This window comes from Arthrobacter sp. Cza30, from assembly GCF_059090765.1.
This window is the reverse complement of record NZ_JBNHGA010000007.1, coordinates 317,734-340,932: the sequence shown is the minus strand read 5'-3', so window position 1 is coordinate 340,932 and position 23,199 is coordinate 317,734. Positions and strand designations below refer to the sequence as shown.

Here is a 23,199-nt window from a genome sequence, read left to right as displayed (position 1 = left end):
GACGGACGTGGCAGTCGAAGACGTGAAATCCGGCGGAGACGAACGCAGGGCACGGACAGCGCCGGGAGAAGCCCCTGGCGCTGAACCGGAGCGCGCCCCCGCGCCTCCGGTCCCCGCGGTCAACGGCCGGTTTCGGGACGGCGCCAACCCGCTGCCCATGCGCCGGCCCAGTCGGCTCCCGGATTTGAGCGCCGTGGCGAACGGCCACGGCGCCGAGCGCGACGGCGGTGCCCCGGACGGCGCCGGAACGAAACCCCGGAGCGACGGGTCCACGCAGCCCGACGCCGAAGCGCCGGCCGCCGGAGGAGCGGGCGCCGCTGCCGAAGCCGCCCGGGTCGGAGCCCCCGTGCCTGCCGGCCGAGCCGCCGGCGGCTCCGCGGCCGGACGGCCGCATCCGGCCGACCCGCCGGCCGCCGCACCGGGCGACGGCCGCCGGGGGTCCGGCACAGCCGCCGCTGCCGACCAGGGCCCGGCTGCCCCGAAGCCGCTGCCGGCGCGCCCGCCCATGCCGCCCGCCGGCACGGCCGCAGCCGCCGCCGGCAGCGACGCCAACCCGGCGACCGGCGCGCTCTCGGTACGCCCGCCGCGTTCCGAGGTGGTCCGGCGCACGACCGAACGTGACGAGGCAATGAACGCCAAGCCGCTGGCCGGGCGAATCCTGCAGGTGGTCCTGGCGGTGCTGTTCCCGCCGCTGCTGATCATCGGGGCTATCCGGCTGGTGGCCACGCCGCTGTTCCTCTGGGCGGAATACCACCGCCCCGGGTTCCCGGCCGACAGCTTCGGCTTCAGCACCGAGGAGCGGATGACCTACGGCTCCTATGCGGTGGACTACCTGCTGAATTTCGCCGGCCCGCGATACCTGGGGGACCTCTCCGGCCCCCACGGCGGCAGCCTGTTTTTGGACTCCGAGGTCAGCCACATGGCCGACGTGAAGGGCGTGTTCCTCGCGACCATGCTTGCCGGGGCGGTCATGCTGCTGCTGGCCGTCGTCGCAGTGGTCTACCTGGCGCGCCGCTACCACGGGGGGATCCGGCGCGGCCTGTTCGCCGGTTCCGCCGCGACGCTGATCCTGGTCCTGCTGCTGGGCGTCCTGGGGGCGCTGAACTGGCAGCAGTTCTTCACCGAGTTCCACCGGATCTTCTTCGCCGACGGCACGTGGACCTTCTTCGTGGACGACACCCTGATCCGCCTGTTCCCGGCCCAGTTCTGGATGGACGCCGGAATCGTCATTGCCCTGCTGGTGCTGATGGTCTCCTCGCTGGTGCTGGCGCTGACCTGGCCGACCCGCGCGCGGCGGAACCGGAGCGCCGCTGCCGCCGAAGAACAGCGCCGCCGGCACGAACTGCTGCTCGCCCGCGAGCAGGACTAGGCGGCGGCTGCCGGCCAGGGCCTAGCGGTACAGGGAATCGATCTCGCCGGCGAAGTCTTCCAGCACGGTGACGCGCTTGAGCTTCAGTGACGGCGTCAGGTGCCCGGAGGCCTCGGTGAGCTCCTGTCCGAGGACCGCGAACTTCCGGATCTGCTCGGCCCGCGAAACCAGCTGGTTGGCCTGGTCCACGGCCTGCTGCAGCTCGGCCAGGACCGCCGGGTCTTCGGCGGCCTCGGCCAGGCCGACCGGACCGCGGCCGGCCGACGCAAGCCAGCCGGCCAGGCCCTCTTCGTCCAGGGACACCAACGCCCCGACGAACGGGCGTCCCTCGCCGACCACCACCGCCTGGGACACCAGCAAGTGTTCGCGCAGCGCGTCCTCCAGCGGACCCGGAGCGACATTCTTGCCGCCTGCCGTTACCAGCAGCTCCTTTTTCCTGCCGGTGATGGTGAGGTAGCCGTCGTCGTCCAACGTGCCGACGTCCCCCGTGCACAAGAAGCCGTCCCGGAAGTACTCGGCATTGGCGTCGTCGTTGTTGTGGTAGCCGCGGGTGATGCCGATGCCCTTGATCAGGACCTCGCCGTCGTCGGCGATTCTGACGGTGGTGCCCGGCAGCGGCAGTCCCACGGTGCCGATCCGGTTGGCCCCGGGCAGGTTCACCGCTGCAGGGGCAGTGGATTCGGTGAGCCCGTAGCCTTCCAGCACCGGCACGCCGATGCCGGTGAAGAAGTGCGCGAGCTTTGGATTCAGTGCGGAAGCGCCGGAGACGGTGTACTCCACGTGCCCGCCGAACGCCGCGCGCAGCTTTCCGTAGACGAGCCTGTCGAACACGGCATGCCGGGCCCTGAGCGCCAGCCCGGGCCCGGCACCGGTGCCGCGTGCCTGCGCATCCCGAGCCCGGGAGTAGGCGACGGCTGTCTGCGCCGCGGCGTCGAAGATCCTGCCCTTGCCGCCGTCGTGTGCCTTCTGCCGGGCGGAGGCATAGACCTTTTCGAACACGCGCGGAACCACCAGCAGGAAGGTGGGCTGGTAGGTGCCCAGGTCCTCGATCAACTCCGCCATGCTGGACGTGTGGCCCATCTTCACTCCGGCGGTCAGGCAGATCACCTGCACGGCCCGGGCCAGCACGTGGGCCAGCGGCAGGAACATCAGCGACTTCGCGTCCGGGCGCTTGAGGATGTCGGCCAGGAACTCCACGGTGTTGACCGCCAGTTCCGCGAAGTTGCCATGAGTGATGATGCAGCCGCGCGGCCGGCCGGTGGTGCCCGAGGTGTAGACCAGCGAGGCCGCGTCCTGCATGCCCCGGGAGGTCCGGCGCAGTTCAAGTTCCTCGTCCGTGATCGCGGTTCCGCGGGCTTCCAGCTCGGCCAGCCCCTCGGCCTTCCCGTCCAGCTGCCAGACCGGAAGCGCGGCCGGCAGCCCGGACATGGCCTGGCGCACCACGGCGGCCTTGGCGGCGTCCTCGGCGAACACCAGCTTCGCCGCCGAGTCCTGCAGGATCCACTGCACCTGGTGCGGGGACGAGGTCTCGTAGATCGGGACCACCACCGCGCCGGCGAACCAGCCGGCCAAGTCCACCACCGTCCACTCGAACCGGGTCTTGGACATCACGGCAATGGTGTCTCCGGCTTCGACGCCGGAGGCCATCAGGCCCTTCGCCACGGCGCTGACCCGGGCCAGGAGTTCGGCGGCCGGAACATCGGACCAGGCGCCGTTGCGCTTGACCGCATAGAGCGCCCGCTGCGGGTCGCGCTGATGCTGGGCCACCAGGATGTCCGTCAGGTTCGACCCGGCCGGCATCGCTGCCAGCACTTCGGTTACTGCTTCGCGCACGTCGTGCCCACTTTCTGAATCCGGTAAAAGTCGTGTTGTCTGGCCTGCATCAAATCCAACTCGGCATCCACATCCGCCAGCGCCACTGGTCGTAGCCGATCATCTCGGCGGTCCAGACCGGCAGGAAGAATGCCGACACCGCGAGTGCCGCCGCCACGAAGAGCCCGACCACCAGCACGCCTTGGCGCCGGCGCCACGGCGGATCCGTCGCCCGGCCCAGCGCCAGCCCGAGTACGTAGGTCAGGGCCAGGATGAGGAACGGCTGGAAGGAGATCGCGTAGAAGAAGAACGTGGTCCGGTCGGGGTAGAGGAACCAGGGCAGGTAGCCGGCCGCGACCCCCGCCAGAATCGCGCCCGCCCGCCAGTCCCGCCGCCCGGCCCAATAGAAGAGCAGCACCAGCAGCGACGCGGCCGCGGCCCACCAGATGAGCGGGTTGCCGACCACCGTGACCGCCTGGGAGCAGCGGGTGGCCGCCTCGCAGGCGCTCCGGCCGGCTTCTTCGGCATGATAGTAGAACGACGTCGGGCGGCCCATGAACAACCAGGTCCAGGCATTGGATTCGTACGGGTGCTCCGAATCCAGGCCGTTGTGGAAGGTGTAGGCGCTGCGGTGATACTCGGCCAGCGAGCGCAGCCAGTCCGGCAGCCAGCCCCAGGCAGCGGACGGGTTCGACGCCGCCCAGTTGCGGTCGTAGGCATCGTCCGAGCGCAGCCAGCCGGTCCAGGCCGCCAGATAGGTCACCGCCGCGGCCGGAATCATGGTGAAGAACGCCGGCACCCCGTCCCTGATCACGCCGGCGGAAAACCACTCCCTGATCCCCGCGGCACGCCGGGCGCCGAGGTCCCAGAACACGCACAGCAGGCCAAACACCGCGACGAACGCCAGCGCCGACCACTTGGTGCCCACGGCCAGCCCGAGGCAGACGCCCGCGGCCAGCCGCCACGGCCGCCAGAGCACCCAGGGCCCGTACAGCAGCCGCGAAGCGTGCGGCACCCCGGAGGGACCCGCCTGCCGGGCGATCTTCGCGGCCAGCCGGCGCCGTCCGTGGAAGCGGTCCAGCAGCAGCGCGCCGAAGGCGGCGACCACCCAGAACATGAGGAAGACGTCCAGCAAGGCCGTCCGGGAGTGGACCAGGTGGTGCCCGTCGATGGCCGTCAGCAAACCGGCGACCCCGCCCAGCGCCGGCGACTTGAACAGCGCCTGCGCGATCAGGGCGATCATCAGGATGGACAGCGTGCCGGCGAGCGCGGCGCCGAAACGCCAGCCGAAACCGTTGTCGGATCCAAAAAGCCACATGCCGGCGGCGATCATCCACTTGCCCACGGGCGGATGCACCACATATTCAGGGGTGTCGAGGAGGACGTCCGGATTGCCCGCGTTGAAGGAGTCGTTGGCGTCCTTGGGCCATTCGCGTTCGTAGCCGGACTGCAGGTAGGAGTAGGCGTCCTTGACGTAGTAGGTTTCGTCGAACACCAGCGAACCCGGCTCACCCAGGCGGTAGAAACGCAAAGCCCCGCCGAGGACGGCCGTGAGCACGGGGAGCAGCCACGCCCAGGGCCCGTACCGTGCCGGAAGGCCGAGCAGCCGGCGGCGCAGCACCGCCTCGCTGAACGCCCGTCCCGGCGATTCCAGCCAGCCGTGGCGGCCGGCAACCGCCGCCGGCGGTGGTGCGGTTCGGGTCACGGCCATCATGTTACCGGCCGGTAGGTGCAGGGGTGCGCGGCGCCACGGGCCGGGACGTCGGCTGCCGAACGGCGGTCCTCGCTGCAGTGGGGCACATACCGACTCTATATAAGGCGCCGCTGAAAGAGGGCAACGCCGCAGGTAGGGTTGTCCATGTGAATGAGCAGGAACGGGGCGCCCCGGCAGGGCGGCAGCCAGGGCAGATCGTGTTGGCCGGAACGCCGATCGGCAACGTCGGGGACGCCTCGCCGCGGCTGGTCGAGCTGCTCCAAACGGCGGATGTAGTCGCCGCCGAAGACACCCGCCGCCTGCACAAACTGCTGCAGTTGCTGGGTATCACGGCCACCGGCCGGATCATCAGCTACCACGAACACAACGAGGCGACCCGTACCGCCGACCTGCTGGAGCTGGTCCGTGCCGGCAGCACCCTGGTGATGGTGACCGACGCCGGCATGCCGGCCGTCTCGGATCCCGGTTTCCGGCTGGTGGAGGCGGCCGTGGCCGAGGGCCTGCTGGTCACTGCCGTGCCCGGGCCGTCGGCCGTGCTCACGGCGCTGGCGCTGTCCGGCTTGCCCACCGACCGCTTCACCTTCGAGGGCTTCCTGCCCCGCAAGCAGGGGGAGCGCGCATCGCGGCTGGAGGAGCTCGCCGCCGAGCGCCGGACCATGGTCTTCTTCGAGGCGCCGCACCGGCTGGCGGCCATGCTGCGGGCCCTCGACGCCGGGTTTGGCCCGGACCGGCGGGCGTCGGTCTGCCGGGAGCTGACCAAGCTGCATGAAGAAGTGCTGCGCGGTACGGTCCGCGAACTGCTGGAGTGGGCCGAAACCCATGAGGTGCGGGGCGAAATCGCCGTGGTCGTTGCCGGCGCGCCGGAAGCAGCACCCGAACAGCCCGAAGACCACGTGGACGGCGTCAACGCGCTGGTGTCGCAGGGTGCCCGGCTCAAGGACGCGGTGGCCGCCGTCGCGGCCGATGCCCGGGTGAGCAAACGCGAGCTCTACGCCGCGGTCCTGGCCACCCGTGCCCCCGGCGGGCGCTGAACTCCAAGCGGAGCCGGTGCGGCCGGCGGTCTTGGATGTCGTCATCTGCACGCTGTGTGACCCGCAACCGGCCCCCGGATTGGTATTGTCGATCTGCACAGTAGGGACCGTGGAACGTAGTGCACCCTCGCATTTACACCCGTGAAGCGGAACACCTACCGTGAAGGAAAACGGGCAACTGCGCCCACGGACTCAATCCCGAACACTTGGAGGCACCGCCATGGCTGAAACCGCAGCCCGCGAAGCAGAACTGCTCGCCAAAGTACCCACCGGCCTGCTGATCAACGGCGAATGGCGCGACGCATCCGACGGCGGGACCTTCGACGTCCACGACCCCGCCACCGGCAAGGTGCTGGCCACCCTGGCCTCGGCCACCAGCGAGGACGCGCTCGCCGCCCTCGACGCCGCCGACAGCGCGCAGGCAGCCTGGGCCCGCACGGCTCCGCGCCAGCGCGCCGAGATCCTGCGCCGCGCCTTCGAGCTGGTCACCGAGCGCTCGGAGGATTTCGCCCTGCTGATGACCATGGAGATGGGCAAGCCGCTGGCCGAATCCCGCGGCGAAGTGGCCTACGGCGCCGAATTCCTGCGCTGGTTCTCGGAGGAGGCCGTCCGCGACTACGGCCGCTACCTGACCACGCCGGAGGGCAAGAACAAGATCCTGGTCCAGCGCAAGCCGGTCGGCCCCTGCCTGTTGATCACCCCGTGGAACTTCCCGCTCGCCATGGCCACCCGCAAGGTCGGTCCCGCGGTGGCGGCCGGCTGCACCATGGTGCTCAAGCCCGCCAAGCTCACCCCGCTGACCAGCCAGCTCTTCGCCCAGACCATGATGGAGGCCGGCCTCCCGGCAGGCGTGCTGAATGTGGTCTCCTCCAAGAGCGCTTCCGGCATCTCCGGGCCGCTGATGCAGGACTCCCGCCTGCGCAAGGTTTCCTTCACCGGCTCCACCCCGGTGGGCAAGCAGCTGCTCAAGGACGCAGCGGACAACGTCCTGCGGACCTCGATGGAGCTCGGCGGGAACGCCCCGTTCATCGTCTTCGAAGACGCCGACCTGGATAAGGCCGTCGAGGGCGCCATGGCGGCCAAGATGCGCAACATGGGCGAGGCCTGCACGGCCGCCAACCGCTTCCTGGTCCAGGCCTCCGTGGCCGAGGAATTCACCACTAAGTTTGCGAACGCCATGAAGGCCCTCAAGCCGGGCCGCGGCACCGAGGCGGACACCACCGTGGGCCCGCTGATCGACGGCGGCGCCCGCGACGACGTGCATGCCCTGGTGACCGCGGCGGTGGAAGCCGGAGCGTCCGTCAGCACCGGCGGCGGGCCCGTGGAAGGCGACGGCTACTTCTACCAGCCGACCGTGCTGTCCAACGTCCCGAACGACGCCGATATCCTGCAGAGCGAGATCTTCGGCCCGGTCGCCCCGGTGACCACGTTCGAAACCGAAGAGCAGGCCATCGCCCTGGCCAACGCCACCGAGTACGGCCTGGCCTCCTACATCTACTCGCGCGACGTGAACCGCATGTTCCGCGTCTCCGAGCAGATCGAGTTCGGCCTGGTCGGCTACAACGCCGGCGTGATCTCCAACGCCGCCGCCCCGTTCGGCGGAGTGAAGCAGTCCGGCATGGGCCGCGAAGGCGGCGCGGAGGGCCTGGACGAGTACACCACGGTCCAGTACATCGGCATCGCGGACCCCTACGCCCGGTAGTTCCGATCCGTCGGCCGGCCGTCCCCCAGGGGCGGCCGGCGGCGGAACAGCGACGCCGGCCACAACAGCCCGGCCAGCCGCCGCCGCCATCCGGCCCGCTCCAGGAGCCTGACCTTGACGGTTTCCACATCGGACCACCGGGCGGTGCCGGCGCCGCCCGGTGGCGGCGTCTCCGGAGCCGCATACGCGGCCCGCTCATAGCCCGCCCGCAGCCGCGCCAGGGCAACGGAGGACTTCCCGGTGACCACGCCGGCGTCGTCGAGGCGTTGCTGGAAGGCCCGCGGTGTCTCCGTTGCCGCGGCCGCCCAACCGAGGTCTTCCGCGGTATCCACGGCTTCCGCCCAGGTGGCCAGGGCGGCGCTCCCGCCACCCCCGGCCATCGCTGCCCGGCGCCAGCCGGTCCGCCGCCGGCGCAGCACCAGCGGCGCCAGGAGGACGGCCAGCACCAGGGCCGCGGCCGCCGCCGACCACAGCCGTTGCGAGAGCATGTCTTCGTCCGCCAGGCCGGCGGAGCCTGAGGCAGTGGAATCCCGGGGGGTGTCGGTGGCGGCCGGCGGCGGCCCCGCCGGCCTGAGCGGGTCGTCGTTGGGAAGCACCGGGCCGCCGGCGGGTCCGGTCTGGGCGTAGGCCGGCAACACTCCCCGCGACGGCGTGGGCTCGAAGGCGACCCAGCCGATTCCGTTGAAGAAGAGCTCGGGCCAGGAATGGGCGTCCCGGGAATCGATCTCGAACTCCTCCAGCTCCGTGCCGGCACCGTCGTCAAGGACCGCACCGGTGGGACGCCCCGGCGCGTAGCCGACCGCCATCCGGCTGGGGATGCCCGCGATCCGGGCCATGATCGCCATCGTCGCGGCGTAGTGGATGCAGTAGCCGGACTTTTCCTCCAGGAACGCTGCCACGACCTCGAAACCGCTCTGGTCGTAGCCGCCGTCGACCGGAGCCTGTTCCGAGTACACGAAGCCGGACGTCCGCAGATACGTCTGGATTGCCATGGCCTGCTCGTACGGATTCTCCAGGCCCGCCAGCACGGTCGCCGTGGTGTCAGCGATGACGCCCGGCATGCTCTCCGGCAGCTCGGAGAAGACCGGATCGACGACGGAATTGGTCGACGGTTCCGATGCGCGCAGCGCCTCCCTGGTCAGCGCCGGCCTGACGCTGCGCACCTCGTACTCCTGGTTGGCGGTGGTGGTGCCGGACTCGCCGCGGATGTTGAGGGTGCGGGGATCCCAGCTCCACGTACCGCGGACGCCCGTGACCCGCGCCGGAGCGTACGGGGCTAGCAGCCAGGGGCTGGTGAAGGATGACGTACTGATCCGCGTGGTGGTCACCTCTCCGTCAGCCAGCAGGTTCCGCACGCTCGGCACCTCGAGTTCATCGATGCCGGTGCGGCGGTGGCCGTCGAAGTCGCTCGGGCTCCAGCGTGCGCCGGTCAGGTTTTCCAGCGTGACCGAGCGCAGATAGAGCGGTTCCCCGGCATCCGTGGCATAGGTCATCCTCCCGAAGGCGCCGGGCCGCCGGAGGTTGTCGCCAAGGCTCACGACCGGGTTGAGGCCCGTCGGCGCGCCCCAATTGAGCCGCGAGCCCTCCGGGAACAATCCGGACGTGAAGCCCGGGATGGCCAGCGGGAGCACCAGCGACACCGCGAGACCGGCCGCAGCTATGCCGCAGGCGCGGCGGATCTGCTCGACGGAGGCCAGCCGGCCCCTGCCGCTGCCGCCGGCGGCAAGCCACTGCGCGCAGCCCAGCACCAGCAGGTAACCCGCCGCGGCGGCCAGAAAACCCGCCGCTCCGATACTGTTCGGTTTGATGATGGCCGGAACGATGGCCAGGCCCAGCAGGCCCAGGCCGCTGATGGCAGGCATCTGCAGCGGAACCGCCAGCGTATCCACCAGCAGGGCGATCAGCCCCACACCCACGCAGGCCGCCAGCGCGATGCCGTCGTTGACCAGCACCGGAGCGACCTGCGAGACAACGGTGTCCCGGGCTTCCTCCAACATGGGATCAAGGGCAGCGAACGTGCCGGGGCCGGGGATCACGCCCAGGAAACCGGTCGGCGCCAGGAACATCGCCGTGACCGACATGACCAGTCCGGCCAGTCCCAGCAGTGCCCCGGCCAGCGGCGACCAGTCCAGCCGGCGTGCCAGCCCGGTGCCCGCCTCGGTGCAACAGACAGTCACGGCGGCTTGGAACAGCCAACTCCAGCCCTCCAGGACCCCGTGCAGGCTGGCCGCAGTGAGCAGGACGGCGAGTGCGACGGCGGCGCTCATCAACCATGGTGCGACGCCGGGGGAGGGCGGCCGCCCGCCGCTCCGGCCGGGTGCATCCGGGCCGCGGAGTTCCGTCTGCTTGTCGACCGTGAGGGTCACGTGACCGCTCCTGTTCCCACCGGATCGATCCGTTCGACCAGGTCGAAGTGCGCCCAGGCGGCCGGCAGCGAAGCCTTGGGGCTGACCGCCACGGCCCGCCAGCCGCCGGCTCGCAGCACGTCCATCGTCGCCCGGGCCTGTTGCGGCCGGTCGGTCACGATCAGGGCGAAGGCATGGGAGCCGAATTCGGCGGCCGGGGCCAGCAGGCGCGCTTCGCCGGCGCTGATCTGGCCCAGGACCGCGACCAGCGGCCCCTTGTACTTATGTAACGCAAGTTTGTCCATCAGCCGGTCCCCGAACGCCGGTTCTCCCGGATGCCGGTCGGACTTCCTGTGGTCTTCGGCCAGCCCCAGCGCGGCCAGCCCTTCGGCGAGGTCCTGATAGCCCGCCGGCCCGTCGAATTGCTCTTGGCCGGGCGACGGGGCCGAGGGGGACTCCAGGACTGCCGCCCGGGCCTGGACGTCCAGGAACCGGACCGTGTAGTTGCGCTGCAGGAAGTCGTTGGCGGCCGAGGCGACGGCAGTCACGGCCCACTCGAAGGAGGGCGAGGTGTGCAGCAGGTCCCCGTGCGGGTCGGCGCCATCGCCGAAGGAGGGCAGCAGCCCCGTGCCGTAGGCCGAGGCCCGGCGGTCCAGCACGATGGTCGCCTGCGGTGTGGTCACCGATTCTTCCTGGCGGACCATGAGCTCGCCGTGACGGGCCGTCGCCGCCCAGTGGACCCGGCGCATCGGATCCCCGTAGCGGTATTCGCGGGTCATCACGTCGTCGTCGCTGGGATTGGCCTGCCGCCGGGTGCTGGCCGTGCCGTCCGAACCCCGTGCGCCGGTCAGCGAGGTGGCCGGCAGTTCCACGGGGGACGGGGTCACCACCAATGGGCTGGTTTCGCCCAGCTGGTGCCGGTGGTTGGCCAGCCCGAAGGGGTCGGAAAAATCCGCCGTCACCGGCCCGATGGCGAACATCCCGCGCTTGCTGGATCGGAGTTTGTATTCGTACACGCTCGCCCCGGAACGGGACGGGTGCCGCGCCGGGAACCGGAAGGACGGGGCCTTGCCGAAGCGCAGCGGCAGCTGCTCTTCCATGTACACCAGCCCCGTCAGGCCGCCGCTGCGGCGCACCGACAACCGGACCTGGACCACGAGGCCGGTTTCGACGGCGGCGGGCCGGAACTTCCGCTCCACGGTGAACTGCGGCTTGAGGAGCACCATTGCCGCCGCGGCCAGCAGCGGCAGGCCGATCAGGAACACCGCCAGGGTCAGCAGGTCCCGGCGGCCCAGGATCTGCGCGAGCAGCAGTGCCAGCACGCCGGCCGCCAGCACGCCCCACCCGCGCAGCGTCACATACCTGGTGGGGAGCCAGCCGAACGCGTCCATGGCCGTCAGGAAGAGGCGCGGCGGGATTCGCCGCCCACGGGAACCTTGGCCAGCACGGAGGCCACCACGCTGGAGGCGTCTTCGCCGGCCGTCATCGCCTTGCGGTCAAGGATCAAACGATGCGCCAGCACTGCCTCGGCAACTGAGGCCACGTCGTCGGGCAGGACGAAGTCGCGGCCGTCCAGGGCCGCCGTCGCCTTGGCCGCACGCAGCAGCTGGAGCATGGCCCGCGGGCTGGCTCCCAGCCGCAGGTGCGGGTGTTCGCGGGTGGCCCGCCCGATGTTGACCGTGTATTCCTTCACGGCCGGCGAGACGTAGACATCGCGGACCATGGCCATCATGCTGCGTACCTCGCCGACCGTGACGACCGGGCGGACGGCCTCCAGCGGCGAGACGGACTGGTGGGTCTCCAGCATTTCCATTTCGGCGCGGGGATCCGGGTAGCCCATCGAGATCCGGGCCATGAAACGGTCGCGCTGGGCCTCCGGCAGCGGGTAGGTGCCCTCCATCTCGATCGGATTCTGGGTGGCGATCACCATGAAAGGCGTATCCAACGGATAGGTGTTGCCGTCCACCGTGACCTGGTGTTCCTCCATGCACTCGAGCAACGCCGACTGCGTCTTGGCCGAGGCGCGGTTGATCTCGTCGCCGATGACGATGTTCGCGAACACCGGTCCGGGGCGGAATTCGAACCGGTGCATGTCCTGGTTGTAGATCGAAACACCGGTGACGTCGGAGGGCAGCAGGTCCGGCGTGAACTGGATCCGGTGCACGCTGCAGTCGATGGTCTTGGCCAGCGTCTTCGCCAGCATGGTCTTGCCGACGCCGGGCACATCCTCCAGCAGCAGGTGCCCCTGGGCCAACAGCACCGTCAGCGCCAGCCGTGCCGCCTCCGACTTGCCGTCGATGACGGTCTCGATCGCGGCCCTGATCCGGCCGCAGGCGTCGTGGAACTCGGTCAGCGCGAGGCCCTCACCGGCCTCCAGGCCCTGACCTGTCCCCGGCCCCGCTGGATCGGAGCGGACGGTCCCGGCCTCTGCCATGTGCTGCTGCGTATCCATGAAGTACCTTCCGGTGTGCCTTCCCCGAGGGCCGGTTGATCCAACCCTACTTGCTGGCTGTGTGATGCGGTAGACACGCGGACCCGGCCCGGCCGGCCCGCCTGTCTTCACGCCGGAACCGCACCCGGCGCTTCAGTAGGCTGGAAACATGTCCAATCCCGCAGCCGCCGTTGCCGGCGAAACTCCTCCCGCCTACACCGCTGACAGCACCGCAGCCCGGACGACGGCGGAGCGGAGCCCCACCGAGGGGGACGGCCGGCGTCGTAATCTCAGCTATCCGCCGGCACCCGAGCCGCTGCCCGTGCCGGTGATGGACAACCACACGCACCTGGACTTCCGCGACGGGCTGGTGGCTGTCACGGTCCGGCAGGCGATGGACGCCGCCGAGGCGGTCGGTGTTGTCGGTGCTGTCCAGGTGGGCTGCGACCTGGAGTCCGCCCGCTTCACGCTGCAGGCCGTCCAGGCCGAGCCGAGGCTGTTGGGAGCGGTGGCCATCCACCCCAATGACGCGCCCCCGCTGGCCGACGCGGGGACGCTGGAGGAGGCCCTGGCGGAGATCGAGGCGATCGCCGCGCACCCGAGGATCCGGGCGATCGGGGAGACCGGACTGGATTACTACCGGACCGGCAGCGGAGGCCGGGGCGCCCAGCAGGACTCGTTCCGCCGCCACATCGACATTGCCAAGCGGCTGGGCCTCGCCCTGCAGATCCATGACCGGGACGCGCACGACGACGTGGTGCGCGTGCTGCTCGAGGAGGGAGCTCCCGAAAAAGTTGTCTTCCACTGCTTTTCCGGTGACGCGGCGCTGGCCAGGACCTGCAACGAGAACGGCTGGCACATGTCCTTCGCCGGAACCGTCACCTTCAGGAACGCCGACGGCCTGCGTGAGGCCCTGGCGGTCGCGGAACCGGCCCTGGTGCTGGCCGAGACCGACGCGCCGTTCCTGACCCCGCATCCCTACCGGGGACGGCCGAATGCCAGCTATCTGGTGCCCTACACCCTGCGCGCCATGGCCGAGGTCCTCGGGAAGGACCTGGCGCAGTTGTGCACCGAGGTGGCGGAAAACACGGGGCGCGTTTACGGCTCCTGGCAGCACGAATAACACGCGGGTAACTGTCCCGGCCAGACCCGACAACGGGCATGCCGGGAGGCCCGGACGGGGAAGCGACGCTCCCTGCCCGGTGCCGCCGACTGCAGGCGCCGCTTGTCGCCATGTCACGTTTCGATTACGGTAGGTAGCTAATGGCCGGGGTCGGGGAAGGCAACCGGACATTGTGACACCTGTGGCGGTAGCCGTTGGACGTTCCGTTCGTACGCCCAAACAGCCGCCGCGGGTGCTGCCTGCACTCGCACCGTGCCGTTAAAGCCGGCACGTCCCTCGCGCGTGTCTTGATGTCCCCGTGCCCGGAAACTGCAACAGATTCGGGAACCGTGACAAACGCACTGAAGAACCGCTGGGTGAAGATCGCCGGCCAGGTCGTCGTCATGACCGCCTTGGTCCTTGGGCTGGTGGCTTTTGTGGGCAACAACAAGTCGGTCACGCTGACCGTGGACGGGCAGGCGAGCACCGTCACCACGTTCGGTTCCACCGTTGCAGACGTCCTGGCCGAATCCGAGGTGCAGGTCGGCGAGCTCGACGACGTCACCCCTGCGGTGGGCGAAGAGATCACCGACGGTGCCAGCATCGAAGTGGTCACCGCCAAACCCGTGGACGTGAACGTGGACGGCGAGGCCTCCACCGTGCACACCACCGCCGCCACCGTCGAGGAACTGCTGGACGAACTGGAAGTCAACGAAAAGTCGGCCCTGTCCGCCCCGTTGACTGCCGAGCTGGCCTCGGTGGGCGCGGTGACGATCTCGACGCCGAAGAACGTCACCATCGCGGTCGACGGCAAGACCCGCAAGGAAATCACCACCGCGACCACCATCGGCGACCTGCTGCAGGAACAGAAGATCAAGCTGGGCAAGGAAGACAAGCTGTCCGTTGCCGAGGCCGAGCCGGTGACCGAAGGCACCAAGGTCAAAGTGACCCGGATCGACCGCGAACGTGTGGAGGAGGCCGAGTCCGTCCCGTTCGAGACGGCCACCACGACCAACTCCGCCATGTACGAGGACGAAGAGAAGGTCACCCGGGCCGGGGAGCCCGGCGAACGCGTCAAGGTCTACGAGGTCGTCCTCACCGACGGCAAGGAAACCGACCGGAAGCTCGTCAGCGAAAAGGTCACCCGCGAACCGGTCAGCCAGAAGATCACGGTGGGCACCAAGAAACGCCCGGCCAAGGTCAACAACGCCAACGTCGGCGGGACCTGGCAGGCGCTCGCCGAATGCGAGTCCGGCGGCAACTGGTCCATCAACACCGGCAACGGCTACTCCGGCGGACTGCAGTTCAGCGCAAGCTCCTGGCTCGGCGCCGGCGGCGGCAAGTACGCGCCCTACGCCTACATGGCCACGCCCTCCGAGCAGATCGCTACCGCCGAAGTGCTACGCAGCAACGGCGGCTGGGGCCACTGGCCTGCTTGTGCCGCCAAGCTGGGACTGCTGTAGGCATCCCGCCTGCCATCCACCGGCCTCGGGCCCGGGCTTCGCTGCCCGGGCCCGAGGTGCGTTAACCGGGCGGCGCCGCCACGGCCGCGGCCGCCGGCCCGATACGATGGCACAGTGACAGAACCCCAATCCGCCTCCGGTACCGACGCACGGCACGACGCCGGGGGAGCCGCGCCCGCCCCCACCCGGCCCTTGCTCGGAGCGGCCGACATCCGCCGGCTCGCGGCCGAACTGGACGTGCGTCCCACCAAGACCCTCGGGCAAAACTTCGTGATCGACGGCAACACCATCCGCCGGATCGTGGCTGCCGCCCATGTTGTCCCCGGCGAGACAGTCCTGGAGGTCGGGCCCGGCCTGGGGTCGCTCACGCTCGGGCTGCTGGACGCGGCCGGGCACGTGGTCGCCGTCGAAATCGATCCCAAACTCGCCGCCCGCTTGGAACGCACGGCGGCCGAATGGCGTCCCGATGCCGCCGGGCGCCTGGACGTGGTGCTGGCGGACGCGCTGCGGGTCAGGGAACTGCCCAAGGCCCCGGATGCGCTGGTCGCCAACCTGCCCTATAACGTGGCCGTGCCGGTGGTGCTGCACCTGCTGGAGCACTTCCCGTCGCTGCGGCACGGACTGGTCATGGTGCAGGACGAGGTGGCCGACCGGCTCGCGGCCAAGCCCGGCTCCAAGATCTACGGTGTGCCCAGCGTCAAGGCCGCGTGGTACGGCACCATGCGCAAGGCAGGGGTGATCGGCATGAACGTGTTCTGGCCCGCACCCAAGATCGCTTCCGGGCTGGTGGAGTTCACCTGCGGGCAGCCGCCGGTTACCCGCGCCCCGCGCCAGGAAGTGTTTGCCGTCATCGACGCGGCGTTCGCGCAACGCCGCAAGACGCTGCGCGCCGCGCTGGCCGGCTGGGCCGGCAGCGCCGCCCGGGCCGAGGAAGCGCTGCGGCTGGCGAACGTGGACCCCGGCGCCCGCGGAGAGGTGCTGGACATTGCCGCCTTTGCCCGCATCGCCGAGTTCAACCATCCGCTTGTCGGCTAGGAAGGTGGCGGCATCGATATGAGCAGAACACGTCCCGTCCGCGTCATGGCGCCCGGAAAGATCAACGTCTCCTTCCGGGTCGGCGGCCCGCGTCCGGACGGCTACCACTCGGTGGCCAGCGTCTATCTGGCGCTCTCGTTGTATGAGGAGGTCACCGCTACAGCGCGTGAGGATGATGCCATCACGGTCAGCGTGCGCAACGGGCCCGGGCTGGACTTCGATCTGGACGGCATCCCGCTGGATGCTTCCAACCTGGCGGTGCAGGCCGCCGACCTGCTCCGCGAAACCTCCGGACACCTGCAGGGCGTGCACCTGGACATCACCAAACGGGTGCCGATTGCCGGCGGCATGGGCGGCGGCTCCGCCGACGCGGCCGCGGCCCTGGTGGCCTGCAGCGCGCTCTGGAACACCGGCTACTCCCGGGACGAGCTGATCGGCCTGGCCGCCGGGCTCGGCGCGGACGTGCCGTTTGCGCTGCACGGCGGAGTGGCCGTCGGCCTGGGGGTCGGCGACCGGCTGACGCCGGCGTTGGCGCGCAGCGAAATGCACTGGGTCCTGGTGCCCGCCTCGTTCGGTTTGTCCACGCCCAAGGTTTACGCCGTGGCCGACGACCTGCGCGCCCGCCGCGGCCACGTCCCGGACGAGCCCGAGCAGGTGGACCCGGCGATCCTGCAGGCAATGCAGTCCGGCGACGTCCACCAGCTGGCCGGCTGCCTGCATAACGACCTGCAGGAGGCCGCCATCGAGCTGGCCCCCGAACTGGCCGATATCCTAGAACTGGGCGAGGCCGAAGGCGCGCTGGCGGGCTTGGTCTCCGGGTCCGGGCCCACGGTAGCCTTCCTGACCGCCGGACGGCGCGAGGCGGCCGAACTGGGGCAGCGGCTCGCGGATGTCGCCGGCGTGGTTGCCCTGCCGGTCCGCGGACCGGTGCACGGCGCCCGCATCATGGCCTGACCGCCCGGCCCCGCCCCTGGAACGCGGCGGCGCGTCCGCCTCTACCAACGCAACAGAAAGCAGCATCCTTGGTCCACCTGCTCGGCGCAGAAAACGTCAGCGTCTCCTTTGCCACCCGCACCATCCTGGACTCGGTGTCCCTCGGCCTGAACGAAGGGGACCGGATCGGCATGGTCGGGCGCAATGGCGACGGCAAGTCCACCCTGATGCGGCTGCTGGCGCACCGCTCCACGCCCGACGACGGCCGGGTCACCAAGCGCGGCGACGTCAACGTGGGCTACCTGGACCAGCAGGATGTGCTGGACGGAGACCTGCCGGTCGGCGTGGCGATTGTCGGCGAAGCGGCCGAGCACGAGTGGGCCTCCAACCCGCAGATCCGCGAAATCATGAACGGCCTCGTCGGCGACGTCGACTGGCACGCGACGGTGTCGTCCTTGTCCGGCGGGCAGCGCCGCCGGGTCGCCCTCGCCAAGCTGCTGATCGAGCCCCATGACGTGATCATGCTCGACGAGCCGACCAACCACCTCGACGTCGAGGGGGTCGCCTGGCTGGCCCGGCACCTGCAGACGCGGTGGCGCCCCACCGAGGGGGCCTTCCTGGTGGTCACCCACGACCGCTGGTTCCTGGACGAAGTGTGTACCCGCACCTGGGAGGTCCACGACGGCACCGTCGACCCGTTCGACGGCGGGTACGCCGCCTACGTGCTGGCCCGTGCGGAACGCGACCGGACGGCCGCCGTCGTCGAAGGCAAGCGGCAGCAGTTGGTGAAAAAGGAGCTCGCCTGGCTGCGCCGCGGTGCCCCCGCCAGGACCGCGAAGCCGAAGTTCCGGATCGAAGCGGCCAACGAGCTGATCGCGGACGTGCCCGAGCCCCGGGACGCGGTGGCCCTGAACAAGATGGCCACCGCCCGGCTCGGCAAGGACGTGCTGGACCTCGAGCAGGTTTCCTACACCCCGCCGCCGCGGCCCACGGACGGCGACGGCGGGCCCGCCGCGCTGTTCGACAACATCACGCTGCGGCTGGCACCGGGGGAACGGCTCGGCCTGGTCGGCGTCAACGGGGCGGGCAAGACCACCCTGCTGCGGCTGCTGAACGGCGAGATCCAGCCCACGGCCGGCAAGGTCAAGCGCGGCAAGACGGTGCAGACGGCCATGCTCACGCAGGAAGTCCGCGAACTCGACGATGTCGTGGACCTTCGTGTGGTGGAGGTGATCCAGCGCGAACGCCAGGTTTTCAACATCGGCGGGCGCGAGGTCTCCGCCAGCCAGCTGGTGGAACAGCTCGGCTTTTCCAAGGAGAAGCAGTGGACGCCGGTCCGCGATTTGTCCGGCGGGGAACGGCGGCGGCTGCAGCTGCTGCGGCTGCTGGTCGGGGAGCCGAACGTGCTGATGCTGGACGAGCCCACCAACGACCTGGATACGGACACGCTGGCGGCCGTGGAGGACGTGCTCGACGGCTGGCCGGGCACGCTGGTGGTCGTCTCGCACGACCGCTACCTGCTGGAACGGGTGACCGACCACCAGGTGGCGCTGCTGGGCGACGGCAAGCTCCGCGGGCTGCCCGGGGGAGTGGACCAGTACCTCGAGCTCCGCGAAGCGGCGCTCGCCGGCAGGCCCGCGCCGTCCCCGGGCGGCGCAAGCGCCGCCGCACCATCCTCCGGCGCCGTGCACAGCGAAGCCGACAAGCGCCAGGCCAAGAAGGACCTCAACCGGATCGAGCGCCAACTGGGCAAACTGGGCCAGCAGGAGGACAAGCTCAAGGAGCAGATGCACAAGGCAGGTGCCAAGGCCGACGTCGACTTCGCCGGGCTGGCGGAGCTGAACCGCAAGCTGCAGGAAATCGCCGAGGAGAAGGAAGGCCTGGAGCTGGAGTGGCTGGAGGTCTCCGAAATCCTGGAGTGATCCCTCGGCTCAGGACGACCTGCCGCTGTTCCCCCAGAGGCCCGCGTCGCGGATGGACTGCTGGATCTTGCTGGTTGCCGAGAGCAGCGCCTCGCGCTCCGCGGCCGAGAGCGGATCGAAGACGTTCTCGCGCACGAAGCTGACGTGGCCGGGGGCGGCCTGCCGGATGGCATCCCAGCCGGCGTCGGTCATCGAGATGTTGAAACCCCGCGCATCCGTGGCACACGCCACCCGCTCCACCAGTCCGCGGGCTTCCATCCGCTTGAGCAGGTGGGACAGCCGGCTGCGCTCCCAGTCCAACTGCTGCGCGATGTCCCGGGCCCGCATGACGCCCTCGTCCGCCTCCGACAGGGACGCCAGGACCGAATACTCCACGCCGGACAGGTCGGAGTCGCGCAGCAGCTGGCGGTCCATGGCGGACTCGAAGCCCCAGAGCAATTCCCGGAAGGCGCGCCAGATCTCTTGCTCGTGATCGTCCAGCCAGCGGGTGTCGGAGTTCACGACTGTCACTTCCTCGTCTTTGGTTGACAATTCAAGTTTCCGCCCTGCATAATTGACGTGTCAACAAAACCATGACGCGTCAACATTGTTGGCACGTCGGGACCAGACCTCGAAGGGGTTATTTATGACCAAGATCGCTATCGTTACCGGCAGCACCCGTCCGGGTCGTGTCAACAAGCAGGTTGCCGATTGGGTTCTCGCCCAGGCCGCCGGCCGCACCGACGCCGAGTTCGAGGTCGTCGACATCGCCGACTTCAACCTGCCCCTGCTGGACGAAGCTTACCCGGCTGCCTACCAGAACTACCAGAACGACCACACCAAGGCGTTCTCGGCCAAGATCAGCGAGTTCGACGGCTTCATCTTCGTCACCGGCGAGTACAACCACACCGTTACGCCGGCCCTGACCAACGCCCTGTCCTACCTGAACGTCGAGTTCAACAACAAGGCCGCCGGCATCGTTTCCTACGGTTCCATGGGTGGCGCCCGTGCCGCCGAGCACCTGCGCAACATCCTGTCTGAACTGCAGATCGCCCACGTGCGCAACCAGGTCATGTTCTCGCTGTTCACCGATTTCGAGAACTTCGCCGACTTCAAGCCGACCGAGCAGAACGCCGGCACCCTGGCTCCGATGATCGACCAGCTCATCCCGTGGACCAAGGCCATGGAGTCCGTCCGCGCCGCTGCTGTCGCCGCCAACTAACCTGCAGCCCCGGCGGCATCGCGCCGCTTGACGCTCCGCATCGCAGGGCGCTCCGATCTTCCCGTCAGGGAAGCCGGGGCGCCCTGCGCCGTTAAGGCGGGGACGGCCGGAACGGTGGCACCGGCGGGTAGGGTTTCGTAGGTACCGGGAGAGGGAGGGGCACGTCGTGGACGCAGGAAACGCTGCGGCCGGCCTGCGGGGGAGGACCCACAGCCGCCGCCGGATGCTCGACCATCTTGAGCAGGCCGCCTCGGCAGCAGGCTTCCGCCTCGACGAAGACCAGCACCAGGCCGCCCGCCTGCTCGCCGAAGCCGCCGCACCGCTCCGCGCCGGCCTGCCCGCGTTGCCGGGCTCGCGCCGCGGGCTGTACCTCTGGGGTCCCGTCGGACGGGGCAAGAGCTGGTTGGCCCGGGCATTCTTCGAGGCCATCGACGTGCCGGACAAGCAGCGCTGGCACTTCCACGACCTGTTCCGACAACTGCACGTCCTCCGCCGGGACGCGCAGGACCCGGAGGCCAGGCCGCCGGGCACCAGCGCCATCGAGGTGGCCATCGACGGCTTGCTGCGCGGCTGCGCCCTGCTGGTCCTGGATGAATTCCACGTCCACGATCCGGGGGACGGCCAGTTGCTGGCCCGGCTGCTGCGCGAGATCCACCGCCGCGGCATAGTGCTGGGCACCACCTCGAACTATCCGCCCGAGCGGTTGATGCCTGGCGAGGCCTTCCATGAGCTGTTCGAGCCCACCATCGCCCTGATCCGCCGCACCATGCACGTTGCCCCCGTCGCCGGGCCGGTCGACTACCGCACGCAGCCCGCCGGTCGGGCCGACGGCCGGCTCGACGACGGCGGTGCCCGCCCCGGCCGGTTCGACGACGGCGCCATGGTCGTTGCCCCGGACGGTCCCGGGGACCCGCGGATTGCCGAGGCAGGCCTCGACTGGCCGTCCGCGGCAGAAGCGCGCGAACTGCGGCCGGGGAGCTGGCCGCTGCCGGTCCTTCGGAGCACGCCGGCCGAATTGTGGTTCGATTTCCGTGACCTGTGCGAAGGCCCCACGGCCGCCTCCGACTATCTGGGCCTGCTGGCGCATGCAACCCACTGGATTATTTCCGGTGTGCGGCCCGGGAAGCGATCAGCATGAACGGCTGGCAGCGCTTCAGCAATATCGTGGACATCCTCTATGACGCCGACGTGCCGTTGACGGTCATCAGCGCGGAGCCGCTTGACCTGGCCCCGTCAGCCAGCCCGTCCGCCGTCGACATCTCCCGCATTGCCAGCCGGTTGGGCACGCTCGGCCGGGTGGGTGCCGCGCCCTGACTGCCGTTCCCGCCGGTCGCGCCGGCGGGACAGCGCTACGCCCAGCAGGCACACGCCGCCGCCGATGACGGCCAGCACGGTGGGCGTCTCGCTCAGGAACAGCCACCCCAACACGATGGTGACCGGAGGAACAAGGTAGGACGAAACGCTCAGTTGCCCGGCCGGCATCCGGGCCAGGGCATAGGCCCAGGTGCTGAAGGCCAGGGCCGTGGGCACCAAGCCCAGATACACCACGCCCAGGGTCGCTTCGGCCGGAGCGCTGCGCAGGTCCGCCAGGAGGTCTCCGGCAAACGGCAGCGACGAGAGTGCACCGATGCTGCAGGCCAACCAGGTGACCTGCCCGGCGGGCACGCTGCCCAGGGCAGGCTTCTGGAGCAGCACCCCGGCGGAGTACGTCACCGCCGCTGCCAACGCCCAAAGCAGCCCGACGCCGCCGGCGGCACCGCCACCGGTGCCGAAGCCGATCATGACGACTCCCGAGAAGGCGACGCCGGCGCCGATGGCCAGCCACCTGGGGATGCCTTCGCCCAGGAACAGTCCGGCGCCCAACGCCGTGAGCACGGGTGCGAGATTGACGATCATGGCGGTGGTGCCGCCGTCGAGCGTTTGCTCCGCGGTGTTGAGGGCGAAGTTGTAGACGCCGAACCACAACAGGCCGCAGCCTATGATCAGCAACCACGCCCGGCGGCCCGGCCTGACCCACGGCCGCCCGACCAACAGCAGCGCCAGTGCTGCCGAGCCGATGGCGAGCCGCATCAGGCTGAGCGGCCCGGGCCCGAAATGCGGCAGCACGCCGCGGATCACGACGAAGGCGCTGGCCCACGCCAGGACCGTCACGATGATGGCCGCAAGGACCGAAAACGGGACGGCGGCGATCCGCGGGACGTGTGTCATGGTCGCAACGCTAACCCAAGCGGCAGTGCACCGGCCGGGGCCGGAGCGGAATGTCCGCTTCCCGCGCCAGGTGTCGGGGCCCGCAACGGCCCTGCTGCGGCCAGGCGGGCGCGTCTCACAGGGTCTGCCGTTTGGTGGTCCGCACGCCGACGACCAGCCCAACCGCCGCGGTGAGCACCGCCGCGACCAGGCCCCACAGCGTGTCCGAGCCGATGGCGCCCGCGAACAACTCCCGCTCGGCATTGACCAGATACGTGAGCGGATTGAACCGGCTGAGCGCCTGCATCCAGCCGGGCCCGGCCTCTACGGGCAGCATGATGCCGGAGAGGATCATCAGCGGGAACAGCAGGGTCTGCTGCACGCCCCAGAACACCCATTCCGTCCCCTGCGTGACCAAGGCCAGCGTGTAGGAGAGCGCCCCGATGCCGACCCCGAAGATCCCGAGGATCAGCAGACCCAGCAGGACCTGCAGCGGATGGAAAACGAACCCGAACGGGATGCAGACCACGGCGATGAGCAATCCCTGCGCCACCAGCGGCGCCCACTCTTTCAGCGCCCGTCCGATCATGAGCGAGGAGCGGGACAGCGGTGTCGCCAGGACCCGCTCATAGGAGCCGGTCATCAGTTCGTATTGCAGGTTGGAGCCGGTCATGGTGGTGCCGAACAGGGAAATCATGACGACGACGCCCGGGAGGAACCACTGCAGCGAGCTCTCCCCACCGAAGGCCTCGGTCCCGACGGCCGCGCCGAGCAGGGGGCCGAAGAGGGCCAGGAAGATCAACGGCTGCAGCAGCGAGAAGATCAGCGAGAACGGATCCCGCAGCACCAGGAGCAGCTCGCGCCAGAAGACAAACTTGGTGTCCCGGACGATTTTGCCCAAGCCGGGTTTGATCACAGGGGCGCTCCCGCTGAGGTTTGCCGCGTCTGTCCG

At 69.8% G+C, this 23,199-nt stretch carries 18 protein-coding genes; 10 read left to right on the top strand and 8 right to left on the bottom strand.

Annotation, left to right across the window (positions count from 1 at the left end; all coding sequences use genetic code 11):
• The first annotated feature begins 193 nt into the window (after positions 1–193).
• Positions 194–1,369 (top strand): TIGR01906 family membrane protein, encoded by a 1,176-nt coding sequence (locus AC5RVZ_RS24265; protein WP_494068293.1) that lies wholly within the window; start codon positions 194–196, stop codon positions 1,367–1,369.
• Positions 1,370–1,390: 21 nt separating this feature from the next.
• On the opposite strand, the gene AC5RVZ_RS24260 is transcribed toward AC5RVZ_RS24265, so the two are convergent.
• Positions 1,391–3,202, bottom strand: a complete 1,812-nt coding sequence (locus AC5RVZ_RS24260) for an AMP-dependent synthetase/ligase (RefSeq protein WP_494068190.1) — start codon at positions 3,200–3,202, stop codon at positions 1,391–1,393.
• A gap of 49 nt (positions 3,203–3,251) precedes the next feature.
• Complete coding sequence (locus AC5RVZ_RS24255; protein ID WP_494068292.1) at positions 3,252–4,892, bottom strand: dolichyl-phosphate-mannose--protein mannosyltransferase; 1,641 nt, start codon at positions 4,890–4,892, stop codon at positions 3,252–3,254.
• A 149-nt stretch (positions 4,893–5,041) separates the two neighbouring features.
• On the opposite strand from AC5RVZ_RS24255, the gene rsmI reads away from it, so the two are divergent.
• Both rsmI and AC5RVZ_RS24245 read left to right on the top strand, forming a co-directional pair.
• The gene (rsmI, locus tag AC5RVZ_RS24250) at positions 5,042–5,926 is read left to right on the top strand and encodes a 16S rRNA (cytidine(1402)-2'-O)-methyltransferase (protein WP_494068189.1); all 885 of its coding nucleotides are present in this window, start codon (positions 5,042–5,044) and stop codon (positions 5,924–5,926) included.
• A 220-nt stretch (positions 5,927–6,146) separates the two neighbouring features.
• Positions 6,147–7,628: an NAD-dependent succinate-semialdehyde dehydrogenase gene (locus tag AC5RVZ_RS24245; protein ID WP_494068188.1), complete on the top strand. Its 1,482-nt coding sequence runs from the start codon at positions 6,147–6,149 to the stop codon at positions 7,626–7,628.
• Here the strand turns inward: AC5RVZ_RS24245 and AC5RVZ_RS24240 are convergent.
• Genes AC5RVZ_RS24240 through AC5RVZ_RS24230 form a run of 3 tightly spaced genes read right to left on the bottom strand, consistent with a single transcriptional unit; the run spans position 7,616 to position 12,425 of the window.
• On the bottom strand, positions 7,616–9,994 hold the full coding sequence (locus tag AC5RVZ_RS24240; protein WP_494068187.1) for a transglutaminase TgpA family protein: 2,379 nt from the start codon (positions 9,992–9,994) through the stop codon (positions 7,616–7,618). The genes AC5RVZ_RS24245 and AC5RVZ_RS24240 overlap by 13 nt on opposite strands.
• On the bottom strand, positions 9,991–11,364 hold the full coding sequence (locus AC5RVZ_RS24235; RefSeq protein WP_494068186.1) for a DUF58 domain-containing protein: 1,374 nt from the start codon (positions 11,362–11,364) through the stop codon (positions 9,991–9,993). The genes AC5RVZ_RS24240 and AC5RVZ_RS24235 overlap by 4 nt, the downstream gene beginning before the upstream one ends.
• Positions 11,365–11,369: 5 nt before the next feature.
• Positions 11,370–12,425, bottom strand: coding sequence for an AAA family ATPase (locus AC5RVZ_RS24230; protein ID WP_494068185.1), 1,056 nt, complete (start codon positions 12,423–12,425; stop codon positions 11,370–11,372).
• A 148-nt stretch (positions 12,426–12,573) separates the two neighbouring features.
• Here AC5RVZ_RS24230 and AC5RVZ_RS24225 point away from each other — a divergent pair, with 148 nt between their 5' ends.
• From AC5RVZ_RS24225 to AC5RVZ_RS24205, 5 genes are all read left to right on the top strand, one after another.
• Positions 12,574–13,527 carry a TatD family hydrolase gene (locus tag AC5RVZ_RS24225; RefSeq protein WP_494068184.1) on the top strand — a complete coding sequence of 318 codons (954 nt, stop codon included), beginning with the start codon at positions 12,574–12,576 and terminating at the stop codon, positions 13,525–13,527.
• A gap of 329 nt (positions 13,528–13,856) precedes the next feature.
• Positions 13,857–14,969, top strand: a complete 1,113-nt coding sequence (locus AC5RVZ_RS24220) for a resuscitation-promoting factor (RefSeq protein WP_494068183.1) — start codon at positions 13,857–13,859, stop codon at positions 14,967–14,969.
• A gap of 114 nt (positions 14,970–15,083) precedes the next feature.
• On the top strand, positions 15,084–16,004 hold the full coding sequence (rsmA, locus tag AC5RVZ_RS24215; protein WP_494068182.1) for a 16S rRNA (adenine(1518)-N(6)/adenine(1519)-N(6))-dimethyltransferase RsmA: 921 nt from the start codon (positions 15,084–15,086) through the stop codon (positions 16,002–16,004).
• A gap of 18 nt (positions 16,005–16,022) precedes the next feature.
• Positions 16,023–16,958 (top strand): 4-(cytidine 5'-diphospho)-2-C-methyl-D-erythritol kinase, encoded by a 936-nt coding sequence (locus tag AC5RVZ_RS24210; RefSeq protein WP_494068181.1) that lies wholly within the window; start codon positions 16,023–16,025, stop codon positions 16,956–16,958.
• Between the two features lie 68 nt (positions 16,959–17,026).
• Positions 17,027–18,859 (top strand): ABC-F family ATP-binding cassette domain-containing protein, encoded by a 1,833-nt coding sequence (locus AC5RVZ_RS24205; protein WP_494068180.1) that lies wholly within the window; start codon positions 17,027–17,029, stop codon positions 18,857–18,859.
• A 9-nt stretch (positions 18,860–18,868) separates the two neighbouring features.
• On the opposite strand, the gene AC5RVZ_RS24200 is transcribed toward AC5RVZ_RS24205, so the two are convergent.
• Complete coding sequence (locus AC5RVZ_RS24200; protein WP_494068179.1) at positions 18,869–19,360, bottom strand: MarR family winged helix-turn-helix transcriptional regulator; 492 nt, start codon at positions 19,358–19,360, stop codon at positions 18,869–18,871.
• Between the two features lie 124 nt (positions 19,361–19,484).
• Between AC5RVZ_RS24200 and AC5RVZ_RS24195 the strand changes: the two genes are divergently transcribed.
• Complete coding sequence (locus AC5RVZ_RS24195) at positions 19,485–20,060, top strand: NADPH-dependent FMN reductase (RefSeq protein ID WP_493978714.1); 576 nt, start codon at positions 19,485–19,487, stop codon at positions 20,058–20,060.
• 166 nt (positions 20,061–20,226) lie between these two features.
• Positions 20,227–21,198 (top strand): cell division protein ZapE, encoded by a 972-nt coding sequence (gene zapE, locus AC5RVZ_RS24190; protein ID WP_494068178.1) that lies wholly within the window; start codon positions 20,227–20,229, stop codon positions 21,196–21,198.
• Between the two features lie 95 nt (positions 21,199–21,293).
• Here zapE and AC5RVZ_RS24185 read toward each other — a convergent pair whose 3' ends face one another.
• Together AC5RVZ_RS24185 and AC5RVZ_RS24180 are read right to left on the bottom strand one after the other, a co-directional pair.
• Positions 21,294–22,268, bottom strand: coding sequence for a DMT family transporter (locus AC5RVZ_RS24185; RefSeq protein WP_494068177.1), 975 nt, complete (start codon positions 22,266–22,268; stop codon positions 21,294–21,296).
• Positions 22,269–22,383: 115 nt separating this feature from the next.
• The gene (locus AC5RVZ_RS24180) at positions 22,384–23,163 is read right to left on the bottom strand and encodes an ABC transporter permease (RefSeq protein ID WP_494068176.1); all 780 of its coding nucleotides are present in this window, start codon (positions 23,161–23,163) and stop codon (positions 22,384–22,386) included.
• Between the last annotated feature and the right edge of the window lie 36 nt (positions 23,164–23,199).

Excerpts from the sequence above, each read along its gene's own strand:
- AC5RVZ_RS24255 (WP_494068292.1), bottom strand. The coding sequence starts at position 4,892 with ATGGCCGTGACCCGAACCGCACCACCGCCGGCGGCGGTTGCCGGCCGC.
- AC5RVZ_RS24245 (WP_494068188.1), top strand. The coding sequence starts at position 6,147 with ATGGCTGAAACCGCAGCCCGCGAAGCAGAACTGCTCGCCAAAGTACCC.
- AC5RVZ_RS24235 (WP_494068186.1), bottom strand. The coding sequence starts at position 11,364 with ATGGACGCGTTCGGCTGGCTCCCCACCAGGTATGTGACGCTGCGCGGG.
- AC5RVZ_RS24230 (WP_494068185.1), bottom strand. The coding sequence starts at position 12,425 with ATGGATACGCAGCAGCACATGGCAGAGGCCGGGACCGTCCGCTCCGAT.
- AC5RVZ_RS24225 (WP_494068184.1), top strand. The coding sequence starts at position 12,574 with ATGTCCAATCCCGCAGCCGCCGTTGCCGGCGAAACTCCTCCCGCCTAC.
- AC5RVZ_RS24210 (WP_494068181.1), top strand. The coding sequence starts at position 16,023 with ATGAGCAGAACACGTCCCGTCCGCGTCATGGCGCCCGGAAAGATCAAC.
- AC5RVZ_RS24195 (WP_493978714.1), top strand. The coding sequence starts at position 19,485 with ATGACCAAGATCGCTATCGTTACCGGCAGCACCCGTCCGGGTCGTGTC.
- AC5RVZ_RS24185 (WP_494068177.1), bottom strand. The coding sequence starts at position 22,268 with ATGACACACGTCCCGCGGATCGCCGCCGTCCCGTTTTCGGTCCTTGCG.